Below are 17,316 nucleotides of genomic sequence, written 5' to 3'. Positions count from 1 at the left end.
CCGCATGAATCGCTTTCATGTAAAGCGCGTGGCCTAGGATGAAATCAACATTGTGCTCTTCACAAAAGTCAGACACCCAATACCAGCAATGCATGCATTCTACTCCAACAACAATATTGCCCAAATATGGCTTTAGAAGCGCTAACAGTTTATCGGGTGAATCATCGATTTTTTCGTGAACGAGAATGTTGTTTTCATTATCAATAATGCAGATATAAAGCAGCCTTGTGTGAAGATCGATTCCACAATAGTACGGATGTGTATTAGTATAAAAGTTCATTGAGTTTTCTCCCTTGGTTTGGTCGCCTATTAGGATAAACTCAGTTTATGCTGATAGGGAGGAGGCTCAATGATTATCAAACCACTCAAGGCGCTCGCGCTGCTCGCTGGGACGCTAACACATGGGCTGCGTCACTTCGCTCCAATTTTAGCCTACGTGTTATTGCCCCTAAGTTGGGCGTTAGTAGCCACGGCGTAGTAATGCACAACATCCTGTACATGTGCTCATTTCCGATCTAAACTTGTCTCATATAATGTACAAGTGGGGTGCAAAATGAGAATTGTCTCTTTTACCGAAGCACGAAATGGTCTAAAAGCCGTTTTGGACAATGTAATCAACGATGCAGATACAACAGTAATCACTCGTCGTGACTCTGAAGATGCTGTTGTAATGTCATTAAATTATTACAACAGTCTTATGGAAACCGTTCATCTACTTCGTTCTCCAGCGAACGCTGAACACTTAAATCGTTCAATAGCACAGTTTAAAGCGGCAAAAACGACCCAGCGAGAACTTATTGATGAGTAACAGGTTGTTATCATGGACTGATGAAGCTTGGAATAGTTACGTTTATTGGCAGACTCAAGACAAGAAAACTTTGAAACGTATCAATAAGTTAATTTCAGATGTTAAGCGTTCTCCATTTGATGGAATTGGAAAACCGGAACCTCTTAAAGAAAATCTTTCAGGTTTCTGGTCCCGCAGAATAGATGACACCAACCGTTTGGTATATGCCGTGGATGATACCGCAATTACGGTTATCTCGTGCCGTTACCATTACTAGTAGGTGGCAGCTAACAATCAAATTAAGTCGCTCGCGGGCTCGCTGGAGAGCTAACACATGGGCTGCGTCACTTCGTTCCTAATTTTAGCCCATGTGTTATCGCCCCTTAGTGGGGTGTTATGTACCTAAGGATGGACATGCTCAAACTGTTAAACCCAAATATTGAATCTGAGTTAAAAGCATACTGTCAAAAATGGCTTTATTACCTGTCTATGAATGATTTTGAGCAAGCTCATAATTAGGTAACCGTCCCTAACAATTACGGTGCTCGCTGGGGTAAAAAGGAAATAAGAAATGTCGTTTTTGACTATTATGATAGCGAAGCAAAATTTAAAATCGAGAATACCGACATAGCTTTTTGCAACCCAGAATTCATGGAATGTGATGACGGTAGTTACCTTTTTGATTTTAATTTTCCCGTTAATGGTGAAATCACTGACTTAACCGTTAAGTTCGAGTTTTCTCGAGTCAATAGCAATGAGTTTAGTGCCACCATAAATGACATTCACGTTATGTAGTAAAAGGCACATAACAAACAACTGTAGTCGTTCGCTAGCGCTCACTGGGACAATAACACGTAGGCTCAGTCGCTTCGCTACCATTTTAGCCTACGTGTTATTGCCCCTAAGTTGGGCGTTATATGCCTATGGAGGCTCTACAAAATCATATGGAAATCCGCAATATTTCCTGGGAGCAAACAATCCCGCTTCGACAAAGTGTTCTTTGGCCAAACAAGCCACCTGAATTTTGTCATGTAGATGGTGACACTGACGCAATACATTTTGGTGCTTTTACCAATGGTCAGTTGGTTTGTGTTGCTTCTGTATATATAAAATCAGATAAGGCGCGTCTTCGTAAATTTGCAACTAAAACTGATTATCAAGGCCAAGGTATTGGCTCTCAAATGCTAAAGTTTATTATTCACTCGCTCAAGAATACAGTTGTAAAACTTTTTTGGTGCGATGCTAGAGAGTCAGCTTTGAGTTTCTATCAGCGTTTCGGAATGCAGCCATACGGAGAGCGCTTCTATAAGGCAAATGTTTCTTATTTTAAAATGGAAGTTAAATTATAGTAAGTTTAAAACGGCATATAACAAGCATTTAAAGTGGGACTGCTAACAGTTTGCTCGGTTTCGCTTCGCTACACATTTTAGCAGACTATTATCAGCCCCTTAAATGGGCGTTAGGTTTAGGACTTACCCAAACTTAGTGGACATCTCCTTTAGTTAGATAAGAGGTGACTTATGGCTAATAAAAAGAAGGTTCATGCTTACACTGAAGAGTTTCGTAAAGAGGCTGTTCGTCGAGCAGATCAAGAAGGAAACTCAAATCAATCCGTAGCCGCAGAGCTGGGTATTTCTGCGCAACAAATCTTGCAAGTGTCGCATTGCACGAGAAGCTGGGCATGAAAAAAGTTGCTCACTTTAGCAACGTCGGTTTTAAGTTTGGTAAGTGGTTGGACGCCGGGTATTGGCAGTTGAAACTACGCACCTAAAAACCCAATCCCCCCTCTCACTTCGTTCGCTGGGACGCATACACTGAGCCGCTTCGCGATTATAGCCTCGTGCCTGCGCCCCAAAGCTCAAAGTTAGTTCTCAATTAGGAATAAAGCATGGATAGTTTGTTTCAGTACTCAGGAATAATTGCTTCAATCTGGATAGTCGTAGGCATCTATGTTGCCTCGCTCTTCTATCCAAATTTCAGTCATTCTAAGCAATTTTGCAGTGAGCTAGGCGCTTTCGGTAGCCCAACGCAAAAACTTTCACCTCTCGTCAATAACTATCCTCTCGGTGCTCTGTTTGTCTTCTTTGGCTACCACTTGATTTCTAACTTTTCAGATCATTTGCCAACGGTCATTATCGGCATAATGGTAATAATTCATGGGCTATGTACATGGGTCTGCGGCTACTTTCCTATGGACGCCGATCCATATACAAAAGAACCGACGCGCAGCTGTTTAATACATTCATGGTCAGGAATGCTTATGCTTCTTTCATTCATCATTGCACCGACCATCGTTATTTTTTCTAGTTACTATTCATTACCAATCAGGCTTGTCTCGCTAATTTGCATTATTGGTTGTTCCTATTTTGCCTATCGTCTTAATGTAGCATTTAAAGCCAAAACCGTTCCGGGCATTCATCAACGTCTAAGCTATGGTTTTCAAATTTTGTGGTTGTTTGTTTATTCTTTTTTCGTGGTAGCGTGAGAACTCACAAACAACTGTAGCCGCTCGCCGGCTCTCTGGGGCAATAAAACGTGGGCTCTAAAGCAAGCTGGGAAGAAATTGGTAAATAGGTAAACAACACAACGGGGTAAGCTTTATTCGTTGTACGCAGCTATGGTAGCTTTGTTTTCTTTTTTCAATTTCTGCGCTTCACCACTTTTTAGCTCGTCTCTAAGTGCTTGCTCTAAGGTCAAAGACAGGTTAACTTTTAAATTTCGAGCTTTTTGCAATAAGTCGCTGATTAAACATAAATTTGTCGTTTTTTAAAGGCATGGACGTTACATAAGTCTTGCATTTGATCACTTCAACTAATTTCGCCACTAAGCATACGCATACAGATTCTCACCGCATGGTTGGAATACATGACAAACGCATTAACACTTGCTGCTCTAGCTAGAAACAAAAACAGGTAGGCTCCTTCGTCGCTAGTGTTAGCGCTGCTTGGCAAGGCGTTAACTATCTCTGTAAACTAAGAATATAAGTTTTTATGAAGAAATTATTTTTTACTGCTGTTCTAGGCATTGCAATTACAACAGCACCTGCATGGGCCACATCCAAATCAAATCTGATGACCAATGAAGCGATTGGTCATCAGGCATCAACCCATTTCCCTAAAAATGGCGCTGAGTACTGGGTAATGCGAACTAAGGCCGTCAACTTTGCAAAACAAGGCGAGTGGGACAAAGCGATTCCTCTGTTTGAAAATCTGACTGAGCAGTACCAAGACGATGGAGATACGTGGTTTTTATTAGGACATGGGTACCTTCAAACTGAGCAATATCAAAAGGCGATTCCTGCACTTAAAAGAACACTTCAGATTGGCACAATCATGTCAGGGGTAAAGTCAGCTTCATCTCCATCAAACGATATAATGATTAAAATTGCTCAATGCTATTCTGCTATTGGTAGTGAGACTGAAGCGCTAGCCTGGATTCAAAAAGCAATTGAATTCAGATGGGACGACAGAAAATCACTTATTAACAGCGCCAAGTTTGAAAATGTATCTGATACCGATCAGTATCAGAAGCTTTCAGGAGAGTTTCTCGAGCCAGAATTATCAAGAAATGATGCTTGGACTTACGACTTGTATTTCTTACTTAGCGAAATTAAACGTCTTCATGTCGACCCTTTCCATAAAATCTCTGAGGAAGAACTCGAGCTAAAAACAAAAGCAATCGCCGAAAATATTCCGAACTTAGATGATCAGCAAATTGTATTTCAGTTTATGGAGTTGCTGGCTACTGTAGGTAATGGACACAACTTTATTGTGCCTACGCACTCCTTAAAAGGCGCTTTTACTCGCCTTCCTGTTCAGTTCTATTGGTTTAATGATGGGATATACATTGTTAAGGCTGACTCTGAATACAAGAATTTAATTGGTCGTAAAGTTGTTTCAGTGGGAAATAAACCTGTTGAGCATGTAATGGAAAAAATCGAAGGTATTAACGCCAGAGATAATGAAATGCAGCAGCATTGGCTGGGGCCCTATTATCTGGCTCTACCCGAAGTGCTTGAGGGTTTGGGGATAGTTAATGACGCTAAAAATGTTGCTTTCACTTTGACTGATAAAAATGGAAAGAGTGATGAAGTAACGTTAACTGGAGCGCCCTTTAATTTCAGCGGTTTCCCTACACTGCCAGGGCTTGAAAGTGCCGATAGTCCAGAGTATTTGACAAGAAAAAATGACAATTACTGGTATTTGGAAAACAAACAAAGTAACTATTTTTACATACAGTTCAATGCGGTTGCACAGAGTAAATCACAATCTCTTGCTCAGTTTAGTAATGAAGTGCGCCAAAAGCTTAAGCAAAACAACATAGGCAATGTAGTACTTGACCTGCGACATAACAGTGGTGGAAACGGGTCAATTGTACCTCCACTCACAAGAGCTTTAATTCACTTTGTAGAGCAAGATGCAGGTAATAAATTATTTGTTATAGTTGGCCGTAATACGTTCTCAGCAGCGCACTTGTTGCTTGCCGATCTCAATCGCCTGACAGATGCGATCATAGTTGGCGAGCCTAGTGGAAGCAGACCTAATCATCTTGGTGAGGCTGGTTGGTTCAAGCTTCCATATAGTGGGGTTTGGGGAATAATATCTTCTCAGTATCACCAGGCTTCGAAAGCTGAAGACCACCGTATCTGGATTGCTCCGCATTTACCTGTAACGCTCTCATCCGAGAGCTACTTTTCTGGTGAGGATTCTGCCATGGAACAGATACTGGATGTTATTAAACAGCAATAGTTGTAATTTGAAGGAAACAAAGCGTCGCACCGCTTAACTCGGAGAACGCGACGCTAGGCAGTATCAAGACAGACCGGACGAAAGGTAAGCTATTAACTTTTCTGAACTTAGTATTGAAACAGCGGCAGCGGCGGCTGTACCAACTACTATTGCTTTGCTAAGCATTGGGTTAATAGGAGTTGGTTTTTCTAGGAAAAAGAAAGCTTCTTATTCGAAAAGCCAAAACGTAAAATTAGCCTTTGTGTGAACTGAGGCTTATTTATACCTGACAAAAAACGCTAGCGGGCTTTCGGCCGCTGAGCCATAACGACAAGTTTGCATTTGGCTAACACTTATTAAGGAAGTCATTGTGTCTATATGGCTTCAACATTAGAGGGAACTATCGATGGTTAGTGTTGAGGAACACTATGAACATTTATTATCTGACGTGTATACATGGTTAATGGGCGGATTCGCTGCAGCTAGAGAAAAGAATTTGGAATTTTTCCACACCAAAAGTATTAAACCGTCATCTTCAAAAATCGCAGTTGATTTGGGTGCAGGCTCTGGGTTTCAATCGATTCCGCTGGCAGAACTAGGCTTTTCCGTTTTATCTGTGGATCTCAGTCAAAAGCTACTGTCTGAATTAAATACAAACACCAAGCAACTACCCATTACCACGGTTAATGACGATATTTGAAACTTTCCACAATATCTAAATAGCAGCTGTGAGCTGGTTGTATGTATGACAGATACAATTACGCACTTAAAATCTAAAGAAGATGCATCGACAATATTTCGTAAAGCGTTTGATTCACTAGAAAGTAATGGGAAATTTATTCTAACCTTCCGCGACTTATCAAAAGAGCTGCTAGATACAGACAGGTTTATTCCAGTAAAGAGTGACGACAATAAGGTTTTCACTTGTTTCTTGGAATACGAGCCAGAAACAGTAAAAATTCACGATATTGTCTATATAAAAGGAACCGACGGGTGGAAATTAAATACAAGCTGTTATCGAAAAATACGACTTTCTGCACAGTGGGTTGAAACTCAACTTTTAAACATTGGCTTTACAATTAGAGAGTTAGAGTATATTGATGGTTTTATTTCAATTATTGCGGTAAGAGCCACATAAAAAATCATTTCACTCGTTGCGTTTGCTCTGGCTTTTAGCCAAATTTCTAGTGCCGCTTCGCTTAAAGTTATGCCCTAAGGGAAAATTATGGAAGATTATTTAATATTTTTATTGCTCGCCTCAATTACCGTGTTAAGCCCAGGCCCTGGGGTTATTTTAACGTTAACCAACACCATTCGTTATGGTTTTAAAGGTGCTATCGGTGGAATAATTGGTGTCGCGTCAGGAACGTTTATCGTTGCTGGCGTTTCGGCAACAAGTTTAGGTGTTTTGCTCTCGACTTCGGCTGTTCTATTTACCGCATTGAAGTACGTTGGTGCAACTTATTTAATTTATCTTGGCATCAAATTATGGCGTTCACCAGCCATAAACATTCAGCTAAACAACAAGTCCGTTAAAAATATCAAAAAACAGTTTTTGGAAGGTTTTATCCTTCAGCTTACTAATCCAAAGCCCATTTTCTTCTTCATATCTGTTTTTCCTCAGTTCATAAATGTGCAAGCCGACTATTTAGCTCAGTTTTCCCTTCTTGTTGCTACCTTTAGCTCAATAATCATTGTCGTTCATATTTGCTACTCTCTGGTGGCCAGCACAGTTCGCACGTACTTGACCTCTGATAAAGGTGGCTTGTTGGTAAATAAGCTAGGCGGCTTTACATTCATGTGTTTCGGAGCGGGCTTGGCAACAGCAAGCAAGTAAAAGTACAACATGGTGCAATAAACGCATGCAGCGCTGGCTACAGACGTCATGCGCCTTTAAATAGGAAATATTTTGAAAAAGTATATGGTTGTAGAAAAATTCAAAGAAGGCTTAATGGATGAAAACTATCGCGTTTACAACGAAAAAGGTAGGCAGTTTCCAGAAGGTCTCTATTACTTAAATTCGTGGGTAAACAAAGAAAAAAACATTTGCTTTCAGCTTATGGAATCTAACGAAGAATCATTATTTTACGAGTGGTTCAAAAAATGGGAAACGTATGTTGATTTCGAGCTTATCCCTCTCGATTAAGTGAATTACGTTCTTGGAATAACAAGGAGGTATCGTGGGAATATCTATATTTGGTTTTTTGATACTAATTGGCCTTTGGGCGGCCCCATTCATGTTGATTGCTATGTCAAAAAAGACGAGAGGCCGAGAAAAGGTAGCGTGGATACTAGCCGTTTTCTTTATGTCTTGGTTTGCGTGGATTTTTTACTTACTTTTAGCCCCATTGAAACAGCAACCCAATGCGTAAAGTCTATAGCATTGTATAAAGTAGAGCTCTCGTGCTGCTCGTTAATGCTCTATAAAAAACACGGTTAAGAGGTACACCTATGAATTTTACGGAAGAATACACATTAGGCTGGGGAACATTAGCGTTAATCAATAGCGCGCTTGCCAACATAGATAATCGAGCCCTTTGGCTTACCTGATAGGGTCTTTGCTTTTCGGGCCTGTTCTTACAATCGCGCTCTCGGTTACAAAGTACGAACCAGAAAAAGGAACTGAGTTTATAGACCTTATTCATGGCCGTAGCAAAAAGCCCTCCCCTGTCACGAAGCTTCCAAACTGGTTTGTAGCAATCATCTTCTTTGGTTTCTTAGCTTTTTTTGCCGCGGCGATAGTAGGTTAAACAGTATAGCAGTGCTTTTTTCGCTCACTAAAACAGTTTATGGAGACGCCAAATTCACACCAAATTTGGCTCTTTCAAACGCTCAAGTTTTAGCGTTTCTCCGTCTTTGGGAATTAAAAAGCGTTCAGTTAAATCATGCTCATTTAACATCGCAGCTAAATCTTTCCGCGTTATTCGACAATGATCTAATGCGTCCATGTGGTTGGCAATAATAGTTCCTGTGCTCAATGAAGCTAACTCAATGATTTCCTTTTCACTTAATAAAAGAGGGGCGCCAATATCGAACTGCGCTTTGCCAGTTGGGGCTACTATATAATCAGGCTGGTTTTCACAAACAAATTCTCGTATTTCATTTGTAAGAATGGTGTCACCCATAAGGTAGAGGCTGGGTTCATTTTCTAGCGCTATGAAATAACCCACGCCATGCTCCATAAAGGGAGTTAACCAGCCTGTTGTGTGCCTTGCTGGAATTTGTCGAATCTTTCCACTAAGAAAAGGGCTAACTTTATCTTTAAGCACATCGGTAACAATACCTTTCTTACTTAAGTAGTTTAAATCGTGATGAGTACAAAACGTGGTAACTTTATTCTCTCGCAACCAGCGCACGCCAGCTCTATCTAGGTGATCGAAGTGCCCTTTTTGACAATGGGTAATAAGTGCATAGTCAATTTTATGTTTTATATGATGAAACGTATCTGGAAGCTCTACTAATGGGTTTCGTTGATTGCTTTTGAAATAACGCAGTTTGGGTAGCGAAGATTTATTAGCAAGCATCGGGTCAACTAAAATTCTTGTGTTATTCACTTCGATAACTAGGGTTGCATTTCTGATTTGCGTAACGTTCATAGTGTCTCCTTATTAACAACAACTATGGTAGAGTATTGAGTTACTCCACAGTCAATGGGCGTTGAATGAAAATTTTAGAGTTTGAAAAAAAGGTAGGGCTTTCTCGAGATACTTTAAGGTATTACGAAAAAATTGGACTATTGACTCGACCTGAACGTGCGAGTAACGGCTACAGAAATTATGGCCAAACTCAAATTAACGAGCTGTTATTCATTGAACGAGGAAAGGCCATTGGCTTCACCTTATCTGAAATAAGAAGTGGTTATGAAGCGTATAAAAAGCGAGGTGAGTTATGCCCTCAATTTCGCAAACAGTTGCTGAGTAAAAAGGCCATGCTAACCAAGCGCATATCGGAAGACCAAAGCGCTATTGATGAAATTGACAAAATGTTGAAGTAGCCCAGACAAACACCAACGCACAATCCCCCCTAATCAACGAAGGCATTAGCGCTTTAACGGGGATATCACCGAAAAGTAACGGTAAGGCCGGCTAGCGCTGATAGTGTTGATTAAGCCTATACCGATAAGGTTACCTATCATTCTAGTTGCTTTTTCAGGGTTGATTTTGCTCTACGACAAGGTATAACAGCGACTCGTATTTTGCGTAAGCTTGATGTAAGAATACCGTGCGGGTTAATTTGCATCGCCTTACATTAGCCCTAGTATTATTACCTGAAATGCTAGCGTCGCCTCTACAGAAACCAAATGCTGAGCATATAATCATTATTAAAAAGGACGTAAATGATTTATATAATTTCAACCGTTGTTTTAAGCTTTCTTGGCGCTTTTACCTTCGTTCCAAAGTTCAGGGAGTTTTTTGAGCGTTATGCCATAGGCGTGAATTTTTTTCTTACTTTGGTGGCTACCTTAGTTGGCGTTTTGTTAGCGATAAGCATTACCAACTACGAATCGCAGCAACAAGAAAAGCAGGACGTGATTAAGCTTTTAAAGTCAGCTATTACATCTGTTGAATCATGTTACGAATATAGTGAAGAACTAATTAAATATTACGATAACTTGCCTGAAGGTGACGAACTTAAACCTGATTTCTACTTAAAGAATCCACCACCCTACCCAGATTATCTAGACACTTTTTTAACGCAAAATATTGTTAGTAAGAACATATCTGGAAGTTCATTAAACGGCCTTACTGAATACTCGATAAACCTTAAAAGAAGCCAAAACATAGAGGCATCTTTGTATTTAACTGTGTTAAGCCATACTAAAGCGCTTTTGGAGCTAGAGGTTGCTTACCAAAACGGCCAAATCGATAACACGAAACTGAACAATGAGTTAGCCTCTTTGAGAACAACCTTAGCGACTGAACGTGACAACGCCAATTTGTAGTTTTTTGCGCATCGCTCGAAGTCTACGCTGTGCAAATTACGTTTGGTAACACTTATAGATGAACACCTTGTGTACTGATTTACAAATTAGCGGTATACTCGGATGTATATCTTTATACCGCGATGGATGATAAAGGCTTAAAAGGATTTTCTTATGCGCCAACCTTTCTTTTCAGCGCTTACTTTTTTATTCGCTATTTATTGCAGCCCAACTTACGCTGATTTGTCGTTAACCTTAAACGAAGAGGAAATGGCAAAAGCTAACGCAATGTATCAACAGTATTGCTCGCTTTGCCATGGTAAAGATCGCGCTGGTTACAAAGCAGATAACGCACCATCATTGAAATCTCACTCAATGCTGAGTACTGCCTACCCACAATTACTCTTCGATTCTATTGCTTGGGGAAGAGTTAATTCTGCAATGGACGGCTATTCAAGAGACATGGGTGGCCCCTTTTCAGACTCAGATATCATTTTATTAATTAGATGGCTTGCCCAAAAAGAGTCGATTACTCCAGTTGAACTTACTCAAACGTCTATTTCTGGTGACGCCTTAAAAGGAAAAGCCCTATACGCTTCGAATTGTGCCAGCTGCCACGGCGATAAAGGCCAAGGAGTAACAGCCCCCGCTATTGCCGATCAGCTGTTTCTTTCAAGTGCCACCGATAGCTATATCAAACACGCTATCGTGAACGGCCGTGACGATACCCCTATGCAAAGTTTTAAAAACCAGCTAGAAGATGACGAAATAAACGACTTGGTTGCCTACTTAAGAAGCCAAGCTTCAGGGTGGAAAAAGAAGCCGATTGAACTTGCTCAGTGGCCTAGTGCTGATGAATATGTATTGAACCCTAAGGGACAAGACCCAACGTTTAACTTACGGGAAGGACGATACGTTCCGGCTCATGAAGTTGTGCGCGCTTTAGAAGATAAGAAAAAATTCATTGTGTTAGACACTCGCCCGGGCTCAGCTTGGCAGCGTATACATATTCCCGGGGCAGTCCCCATGCCATATTACCGAGATAAATCTAAGATTGCCGACAACTTACCAAATGACGGTACTTGGATAGTAGCCTATTGTGCGTGCCCTCATGCTGCGTCTGACTCTGTGATTAACCACCTGCGAAGCTTAGGCTATAAAAATACCGCCGTAATAGATGAAGGTATTCTTAAGTGGATTGAAATGGGGCTCCCCGTTATCGCTGGAAAAGACAAAGTCGTCGGGCTTGAGGATAAAGACGGTTAACCATTCCCGTTGATTTTAGATGTAGACCTCTACAAAAAGGAAAACAATGACTTTACGCATTAAACCAACACTTCTTGCGTTTGCTTTGCTGTTAGTGACTGGTTGCGCTTCAACAGAGCCTCATGAACCCGTATTAGATTTTGTGAAGGGTGCCGTAGATAGCCATCAAAAACGACAAGATAGAGCCGCCCAACAACTCGCCCCTAAAACAGATGACAAGTTTACAGACGGCGACGCCGCGTCCGGCGTTTTAAACGTGCTTGTGCAAGGCCTGAATAGATGGTTTGATTCAAAACCTGAATAAAATTAGCCATGAAAGCGCTGTTATTGAATTAAAATTTACGATGCAAATTACTCTTATACCAACAACCGACTTACCGCGAGCCGCGCAGCTTACCTTTGACAACATGAAGGTTTATTACGCTCAGTATGCGCCAGATTGGGATGCAAACAAAGTACTGGAAGCTACCTCAAGCCTTGAAAACTTCGATATTGTAGTACAGCAAGAAGTGGTTGGAGTAATGCGACTTCAGTACGAAGCCGAAAGCTGTATAGTGCGCGACCTTCAAGTAATGTCAAATGCTCAAAATAAAGGAATTGGAAGAGCTGCGCTTCAAGAAGCTAAAAGGCTAGCGCTTAACGCTGAATTAAACGCCCTGTCGCTACGAGTTTTTAAAATTAGTCCGGCGGTGAACCTCTATCTTAGCGATGGCTTTATTGTTCAAAGCGAAGACGACCGCTTTTTTAACATGGTGAAAACACTTATAGCGTAATAAGGTTATCAACTCACTGTTAGCACGCTTTTAATCTTATTTAGAGGCCCTATAAGCACATGAAGATTATTATTGATGATCTTAACGGAGGAGAAGTGCTTGCGCTTTTAGATGAGCACTTGTCAGATATGTATGCCACATCGCCACCAGAAAGCGTGCACGCGCTAGACGTTGAAGCATTAAAAGCTTCGAACATTACGTTTTTTAGTGCTTGGAATGACGAACAACTCGCTGGCTGTGTGGCTATTAAAACGCTTAATAAAAATGAAGCCGAACTGAAATCTATGCGCACTGCAAAGCCATTTAGAGGATGTGGTGTTGCTTCACAGTTATTACTTTTTGCCCTAGAACATGCGAAAATAAAGGGGTTTAGTTCGGTTAGCTTAGAAACAGGCACGCAAGACTACTTTTTGCCCGCTAGAAGGCTTTATAAAAAGTATGGTTTTGTTGATTGCGGCCCGTTTGGCAGTTACTCACTCGACCCCAATAGTCACTTTATGACCCGAACGCTTTAATTTTGTATTTTAAGAGAATTTCAGATGTCGCTACCTCCATGCCCGCACTGCCAATCAGACTATGTGTATCAAGATCAGTCTTTACTTATTTGCCCTGAATGCGGTCACGAGTGGAACCCGAATGATGTTGAAGATGAAATCTCAGCCAACGACGCCAACGGCACACCCTTGGTTGCTGGCGACAAAGTAACACTGGCGAAAGACTTAAAAGTAAAAGGCAGCTCACTAATTTTAAAGATTGGTACTAAAGCGCTAATACGCCATGTTAAAGACGCCAAAGACCATCAACTTGATTGTAAAGTAGATGGCGCTGGCGAAATGATGCTAACGGCACAATTTGTGAAAAAAGCATAAGCCAGCTCTTGTTGTAGCGCGACTCTTGGGGGTAACGCTTGTTACGTGCCGTGGCGCGCTACTACTTACCTTAAAAATTTGCCACTTCGTTAGTGATAGTTTCTGTAAGAAGGCTTATGGCTTTCGATGAGACTTTTTGTGGGTTTACTAAACAAACGCCTACATGGCCTAACTCAGGCAAACTCTCTGAGTTAGACAAAACATGCAACCCTACTGGTACTGAGCTTTTCGCTAGCACGGTGATGCCAAGCCCTTCGTTTATAGCCGTTTGAATACCATTTAAATCTGCAATGGTATACACCACCTGCCACGGTTTTTTAATAGCAGATAACAGATTTGTAGCACGCTTGCGATAAATACACGGTGATGGCGCTGCAATAATGGGTAGTTTAGCAGGCACGCTATTTACAAACCGTTGGCTTCCTACCCATACCAGCTGGTCAGTGATGATGTAGCCATCTTGCTGTGGATCTGGGGTTTCTTGCAGCGAAAGAATTAAGTCGAACTGGCTTTTAAGCGGTTCGCTAAGCAAGTCTTTGCTTAAAGCGCAGTGAACTTCAAGGGTGATTTCAGGATAGGTTTGGGTAAACCTGCGAATAATTTTAGGCATTAGTGTTGTACTGAATTCGCTGGGAATGCCTAACTTGATGTTGCCTGTTACCTGCGGCTTTCCAAACTCAGCCATGGCCTGATCGTTTAGCGCAACCATCTTTTCTCCGTAAGCCAGTAATCGACTTCCAGCCCCGGTTAGCGCTAATTTGTTTTTATCCCGTGAGAATAGCTTCTCACCAATCATTTCTTCTAATTTTTTTATCTGTAAGCTAATTGCAGGCTGTGTACGCTGGAGTTGTTCGGCACATTGCGTGTAACTGCCGGTCTGCGCAATAAGCACAAACGAGCGCAAAAAATCTATCGATAAGTTTTTCATTAGCGTGCGTTACTCCTCACTCTCGCCTTTCTGCTTGTGGCTTTAGCTATGCTGCTCTCGCCCTGCTGCACGCTGTCTCTCGCCAATTAAGCGCTCAATCTGCACAGTGTTTGGTGAGTATCAAAATAGCCTATGCACCTATTATTTTTGAATAAGACCAACATGTCATTTAAGAAAGTTATAATGCCATATTTTTTATTAATTTTATTTATTCATTTTCCGCTCCTAGTATCAAGTACACATAACAATTATTTTTAGGAGCCAGCATGAATACCCTTAATCAGCACCTACAGCAGCAAGACCCAGACATTGCCGAATTTATTGCTCAGGAAGATGAGCGACAAGAGCACCATATAGAACTTATTGCGTCAGAGAACTACACCAGTAAGGCAGTAATGCAAGCGCAAGGCAGTCAATTAACCAACAAATATGCAGAAGGCTATCCAGGAAAGCGTTATTACGGTGGCTGCGAAGCGGTCGACAAAGTTGAACAACTTGCCATCGACAGAGCCAAGGCACTGTTTGAAGCAGATTATGTGAATGTTCAACCTCATTCTGGTTCACAGGCGAACACTGCGGTTTATATGGCGCTTTTAAATCCGGGCGATACGATACTTGGATTGAGCCTTGATCACGGCGGCCACCTTACCCACGGTGCAAAGCCTAACTTCTCAGGAAAGCTGTACAACGCTATTCAGTATGGCTTAAACACCGATACTGGTGAAATTGATTACGCCCAGGTAGAGGCGCTTGCTAAAGAGCATAAGCCCAAAATGATTATTGCGGGTTTTTCTGCCTACTCTCGCGTCGTCGATTGGCAGAAATTCAGAGACATTGCCGATAGCATAGATGCTTACTTGTTGGTAGACATGGCGCATGTTGCAGGCCTTGTAGCCGCAGGCGTATACCCTTCTCCTATTAATGCTGCACATGTGGTAACGACGACCACCCACAAGACCTTACGCGGTCCTCGTGGCGGGTTGATTATGTGTAAGTCTAACCCTGAGCTTGAAAAGAAGTTTAACTCTCTTATTTTCCCAGGTATTCAAGGCGGACCGCTTATGCATGTAATTGCAGCCAAAGCGGTGGCATTTAAAGAAGCAATGACGGCTGAATTCAGAGCCTATCAAAAACAAGTAATAACCAATGCACGTGCTATGGCTGACGTATTTATGAAACGCGGCTTCGACGTGGTATCAAACGGTACAGACAACCATATGTTTTTGCTAAGCCTTATAAGCAAAGGCTTAACGGGTAAAGAAGCCGACGCCATCTTAAATAGCGTAAACATCACTGTTAATAAAAATACCGTACCAAACGACCCACAATCGCCGTTTGTTACCAGTGGCATTCGAATTGGCACACCTGCTGTTACGTCGCGTAACTTCAGTGAAGAAGACTGCGCCAACTTGGCTAATTGGATTTGCGATGTTTTATCATCACCTGAAGACAGTGCAGTAGTACAGCAGGTAAAAGACAACGTGGCCACGCTTACTGCGGCGCGCCCCGTTTACGTGAAATAGAAGGTTAAAAGCTTTCTTGCTGTAATTTCACATTAAGTAGGAAGCTTACGTGTTGCCGATAAACGCTTTCGGCAACACGATTTACTTGGCGGATTTCATGCTTTACTACTGCCGCTGGGCAAAACCGCTTTCTACTTGCAGTTAGCTAAACCACTTCCACCAAATAAACACCATTAAAAACCCAAACAAATAGGCCAAGCCCACATAGCTAAGCAGCCTTACAACTACATTGGGTGAAGCGTCGTTATGAAGCTGCGTTTGCGCAACCAATTTATGATTTAGCCATGCAAATATGGGCGTTGTAACAAACGCTAATGTCATTGCAAAACCCAGCATTGCCAGTAACGCAGACTTGAAGAAAAGCACAATAGTAAAACTGGCGACCGCCATAAATAATAGCACTGGCGTAACAAGGGTATTTCGCGCTGTTTTGTCTTTGTTTAACAACAGCGCAATCGCTTCTGCAACTACTCTGGCATAGCCATCGTATACGGTAAGTGCTGAGCCAAATATACACAAAAATGCCACCAGCGCGATAAGCCAATGTGCCCACTGCCCTATGGTTGACGAGTACATACTAATCAGCTGATGAGAGAAGCCAATACCACTTGTACTAAGTTCAGTGCCACTGCCGTACAAAATAAGCGCCCCTAAACCCAAGAATAAAAGCGCTAATAACACCGTTACTCCATAGCCTAAATTAAAGTCGAATAGTGCCGATTTGGGCGTGACGGCTTGCCCAGAGCACTGACGCTTTAACCATAACGATGTAATAGAGGATATTTCGATAGGAGCAGGCATCCAACCCATGGTCACCACCAAAAAGCCCAACGTGGCCAACGTCCATGGTGATGGGGCGTCTGTTACTGGCGCGGCGGTAGCAGAGTAGTTACTTAGCGCTACAACAAATACTGCTACGGTGGCGATGACCAGCACACCCATAATACCTTTAGCGATGTGGTCTAAGCCGTCGAAGTGCCCAGCCAACAAGATAAGTAAAATTGACGCAAGCACTAGCGAAGCTGAAAGCGTAATCGCGATGTCAAAGGGAATGAAATACGACAACAAACTTGCAGCAAACAATAGCAAGGCCGCCGAGTTCACTACAGATGCAACCGTGTTTAAGCACAAGGCAAGGGCAAGATACCGCTTACCCATGGTCAAGTAGCCTTGTTGTAGCGTGCGCTTAGTGCTAATGGTGTAGCTCACGCCAGCTCTGAAAAAGGGGTACTTAAGCAGGTTAACTACCACAATTAGCAGCGCTAACTGCCACCCAAACTTTGCTCCTGCCTGAGTCGATGCCACTAGGTGACTTCCACCTACTGCCGCTGTTGCCATTAGTACACCAGGCCCAAGTAACTTCAGTAGCGCGGCACAACGGGCAAAGAACGACATTTCAGCAAAATACGACAAGGCAACCTCTAAACGGGCATTGTTAAATAGCTGTTAACTTTATCAGTTAAATGAAAAGCTTAAAAGAAAAGGCACGCTGAGTTGCTAGCCTAATGATGCAAACTGCTCT

General features: G+C 42.0%; 25 protein-coding genes and 1 pseudogene. 21 read left to right on the top strand and 5 right to left on the bottom strand.

Translation table 11 applies throughout. The features are described from left to right. Positions 1-280 (bottom strand): annotated as a pseudogene (locus ACHUFN_RS14570) (IS110 family transposase); the annotation flags it as partial. Between the two features lie 273 nt (positions 281-553). Between ACHUFN_RS14570 and ACHUFN_RS14565 the strand changes: the two are divergent. The 6 genes from ACHUFN_RS14565 (at position 554) to ACHUFN_RS14545 (ending at position 3,272) form a co-directional block, all read left to right on the top strand. Beyond that, the gene (locus tag ACHUFN_RS14565) at positions 554-808 is read left to right on the top strand and encodes a type II toxin-antitoxin system Phd/YefM family antitoxin (RefSeq protein ID WP_394223159.1); all 255 of its coding nucleotides are present in this window, start codon (positions 554-556) and stop codon (positions 806-808) included. Beyond that, complete coding sequence (locus ACHUFN_RS14560) at positions 801-1,064, top strand: Txe/YoeB family addiction module toxin (RefSeq protein WP_394223158.1); 264 nt, start codon at positions 801-803, stop codon at positions 1,062-1,064. The genes ACHUFN_RS14565 and ACHUFN_RS14560 overlap by 8 nt, the downstream gene beginning before the upstream one ends. 287 nt (positions 1,065-1,351) lie before the next feature. Further along, a complete protein-coding gene (locus ACHUFN_RS20200; RefSeq protein WP_463424083.1) occupies positions 1,352-1,582 on the top strand; it encodes a DUF7668 domain-containing protein in 231 nt (76 codons plus the stop codon). Between the two features lie 128 nt (positions 1,583-1,710). Next, a complete protein-coding gene (locus ACHUFN_RS14555; protein WP_394223157.1) occupies positions 1,711-2,136 on the top strand; it encodes a GNAT family N-acetyltransferase in 426 nt (141 codons plus the stop codon). A 171-nt stretch (positions 2,137-2,307) separates the two neighbouring features. Beyond that, positions 2,308-2,472 (top strand): transposase, encoded by a 165-nt coding sequence (locus ACHUFN_RS14550; RefSeq protein WP_394223156.1) that lies wholly within the window; start codon positions 2,308-2,310, stop codon positions 2,470-2,472. Between the two features lie 203 nt (positions 2,473-2,675). After that, complete coding sequence (locus ACHUFN_RS14545; protein WP_394223155.1) at positions 2,676-3,272, top strand: DUF998 domain-containing protein; 597 nt, start codon at positions 2,676-2,678, stop codon at positions 3,270-3,272. A 113-nt stretch (positions 3,273-3,385) separates the two neighbouring features. On the opposite strand, the gene ACHUFN_RS14540 is transcribed toward ACHUFN_RS14545, so the two are convergent. After that, positions 3,386-3,520, bottom strand: a complete 135-nt coding sequence (locus ACHUFN_RS14540; RefSeq protein ID WP_394223154.1) for a type II toxin-antitoxin system CcdA family antitoxin — start codon at positions 3,518-3,520, stop codon at positions 3,386-3,388. Positions 3,521-3,777: 257 nt separating this feature from the next. Between ACHUFN_RS14540 and ACHUFN_RS14535 the strand changes: the two genes are divergently transcribed. The 7 genes from ACHUFN_RS14535 (at position 3,778) to ACHUFN_RS14505 (ending at position 7,886) form a co-directional block, all read left to right on the top strand. Further along, entirely contained in the window at positions 3,778-5,535 is a 1,758-nt protein-coding gene (locus tag ACHUFN_RS14535; protein ID WP_394223152.1) for a hypothetical protein, read from the top strand. 91 nt (positions 5,536-5,626) lie between these two features. Beyond that, entirely contained in the window at positions 5,627-5,782 is a 156-nt protein-coding gene (locus tag ACHUFN_RS14530) for a PEP-CTERM sorting domain-containing protein (RefSeq protein ID WP_394223160.1), read from the top strand. Positions 5,783-5,920: 138 nt separating this feature from the next. Then, entirely contained in the window at positions 5,921-6,214 is a 294-nt protein-coding gene (locus ACHUFN_RS14525; RefSeq protein ID WP_394223151.1) for a class I SAM-dependent methyltransferase, read from the top strand. 45 nt (positions 6,215-6,259) lie between these two features. After that, positions 6,260-6,652 carry a hypothetical protein gene (locus ACHUFN_RS14520; protein ID WP_394223150.1) on the top strand — a complete coding sequence of 131 codons (393 nt, stop codon included), beginning with the start codon at positions 6,260-6,262 and terminating at the stop codon, positions 6,650-6,652. Between the two features lie 87 nt (positions 6,653-6,739). Next, complete coding sequence (locus ACHUFN_RS14515; RefSeq protein ID WP_394223149.1) at positions 6,740-7,351, top strand: LysE family translocator; 612 nt, start codon at positions 6,740-6,742, stop codon at positions 7,349-7,351. Positions 7,352-7,423: 72 nt separating this feature from the next. Next, positions 7,424-7,660, top strand: coding sequence for a DUF3303 domain-containing protein (locus tag ACHUFN_RS14510; RefSeq protein ID WP_394223148.1), 237 nt, complete (start codon positions 7,424-7,426; stop codon positions 7,658-7,660). Positions 7,661-7,694: 34 nt separating this feature from the next. Further along, positions 7,695-7,886, top strand: a complete 192-nt coding sequence (locus ACHUFN_RS14505) for a PLDc N-terminal domain-containing protein (RefSeq protein ID WP_394223147.1) — start codon at positions 7,695-7,697, stop codon at positions 7,884-7,886. A gap of 432 nt (positions 7,887-8,318) precedes the next feature. On the opposite strand, the gene ACHUFN_RS14500 is transcribed toward ACHUFN_RS14505, so the two are convergent. Then, positions 8,319-9,110 (bottom strand): MBL fold metallo-hydrolase, encoded by a 792-nt coding sequence (locus tag ACHUFN_RS14500; protein ID WP_394223146.1) that lies wholly within the window; start codon positions 9,108-9,110, stop codon positions 8,319-8,321. 65 nt (positions 9,111-9,175) lie between these two features. On the opposite strand from ACHUFN_RS14500, the gene ACHUFN_RS14495 reads away from it, so the two are divergent. The 7 genes from ACHUFN_RS14495 to ACHUFN_RS14465 all read left to right on the top strand — a co-directional run bounded on the left by ACHUFN_RS14495 (position 9,176) and on the right by ACHUFN_RS14465 (position 13,343). Further along, positions 9,176-9,508 carry a MerR family transcriptional regulator gene (locus ACHUFN_RS14495; RefSeq protein ID WP_394223145.1) on the top strand — a complete coding sequence of 111 codons (333 nt, stop codon included), beginning with the start codon at positions 9,176-9,178 and terminating at the stop codon, positions 9,506-9,508. Between the two features lie 342 nt (positions 9,509-9,850). Continuing rightward, on the top strand, positions 9,851-10,456 hold the full coding sequence (locus tag ACHUFN_RS14490) for a hypothetical protein (RefSeq protein ID WP_394223144.1): 606 nt from the start codon (positions 9,851-9,853) through the stop codon (positions 10,454-10,456). Positions 10,457-10,609: 153 nt separating this feature from the next. Next, positions 10,610-11,701, top strand: a complete 1,092-nt coding sequence (locus ACHUFN_RS14485; protein ID WP_394223143.1) for a c-type cytochrome — start codon at positions 10,610-10,612, stop codon at positions 11,699-11,701. 46 nt (positions 11,702-11,747) lie between these two features. Then, positions 11,748-12,005: a hypothetical protein gene (locus tag ACHUFN_RS14480; RefSeq protein ID WP_394223142.1), complete on the top strand. Its 258-nt coding sequence runs from the start codon at positions 11,748-11,750 to the stop codon at positions 12,003-12,005. A gap of 40 nt (positions 12,006-12,045) precedes the next feature. Then, positions 12,046-12,474: a GNAT family N-acetyltransferase gene (locus tag ACHUFN_RS14475; RefSeq protein WP_394223141.1), complete on the top strand. Its 429-nt coding sequence runs from the start codon at positions 12,046-12,048 to the stop codon at positions 12,472-12,474. A 59-nt stretch (positions 12,475-12,533) separates the two neighbouring features. Further along, on the top strand, positions 12,534-12,989 hold the full coding sequence (locus ACHUFN_RS14470; protein ID WP_394223140.1) for a GNAT family N-acetyltransferase: 456 nt from the start codon (positions 12,534-12,536) through the stop codon (positions 12,987-12,989). A gap of 24 nt (positions 12,990-13,013) precedes the next feature. Further along, positions 13,014-13,343 carry a zinc ribbon domain-containing protein YjdM gene (locus ACHUFN_RS14465; RefSeq protein WP_394223139.1) on the top strand — a complete coding sequence of 110 codons (330 nt, stop codon included), beginning with the start codon at positions 13,014-13,016 and terminating at the stop codon, positions 13,341-13,343. A 70-nt stretch (positions 13,344-13,413) separates the two neighbouring features. On the opposite strand, the gene ACHUFN_RS14460 is transcribed toward ACHUFN_RS14465, so the two are convergent. Further along, positions 13,414-14,271: a LysR family transcriptional regulator gene (locus ACHUFN_RS14460; protein WP_394223138.1), complete on the bottom strand. Its 858-nt coding sequence runs from the start codon at positions 14,269-14,271 to the stop codon at positions 13,414-13,416. Between the two features lie 266 nt (positions 14,272-14,537). Between ACHUFN_RS14460 and glyA the strand changes: the two genes are divergently transcribed. After that, positions 14,538-15,794: a serine hydroxymethyltransferase gene (glyA, locus tag ACHUFN_RS14455; protein WP_394223137.1), complete on the top strand. Its 1,257-nt coding sequence runs from the start codon at positions 14,538-14,540 to the stop codon at positions 15,792-15,794. Positions 15,795-15,935: 141 nt separating this feature from the next. Here glyA and ACHUFN_RS14450 read toward each other — a convergent pair whose 3' ends face one another. Beyond that, positions 15,936-17,207, bottom strand: coding sequence for an NRAMP family divalent metal transporter (locus ACHUFN_RS14450; protein ID WP_394223136.1), 1,272 nt, complete (start codon positions 17,205-17,207; stop codon positions 15,936-15,938). Between the last annotated feature and the right edge of the window lie 109 nt (positions 17,208-17,316).

Source organism: Alteromonas gracilis, from assembly GCF_043642145.1.
Lineage (GTDB): Bacteria > Pseudomonadota > Gammaproteobacteria > Enterobacterales > Alteromonadaceae > Alteromonas > Alteromonas gracilis_B.
This window is presented reverse-complemented; position numbering and strand designations above follow the sequence as displayed.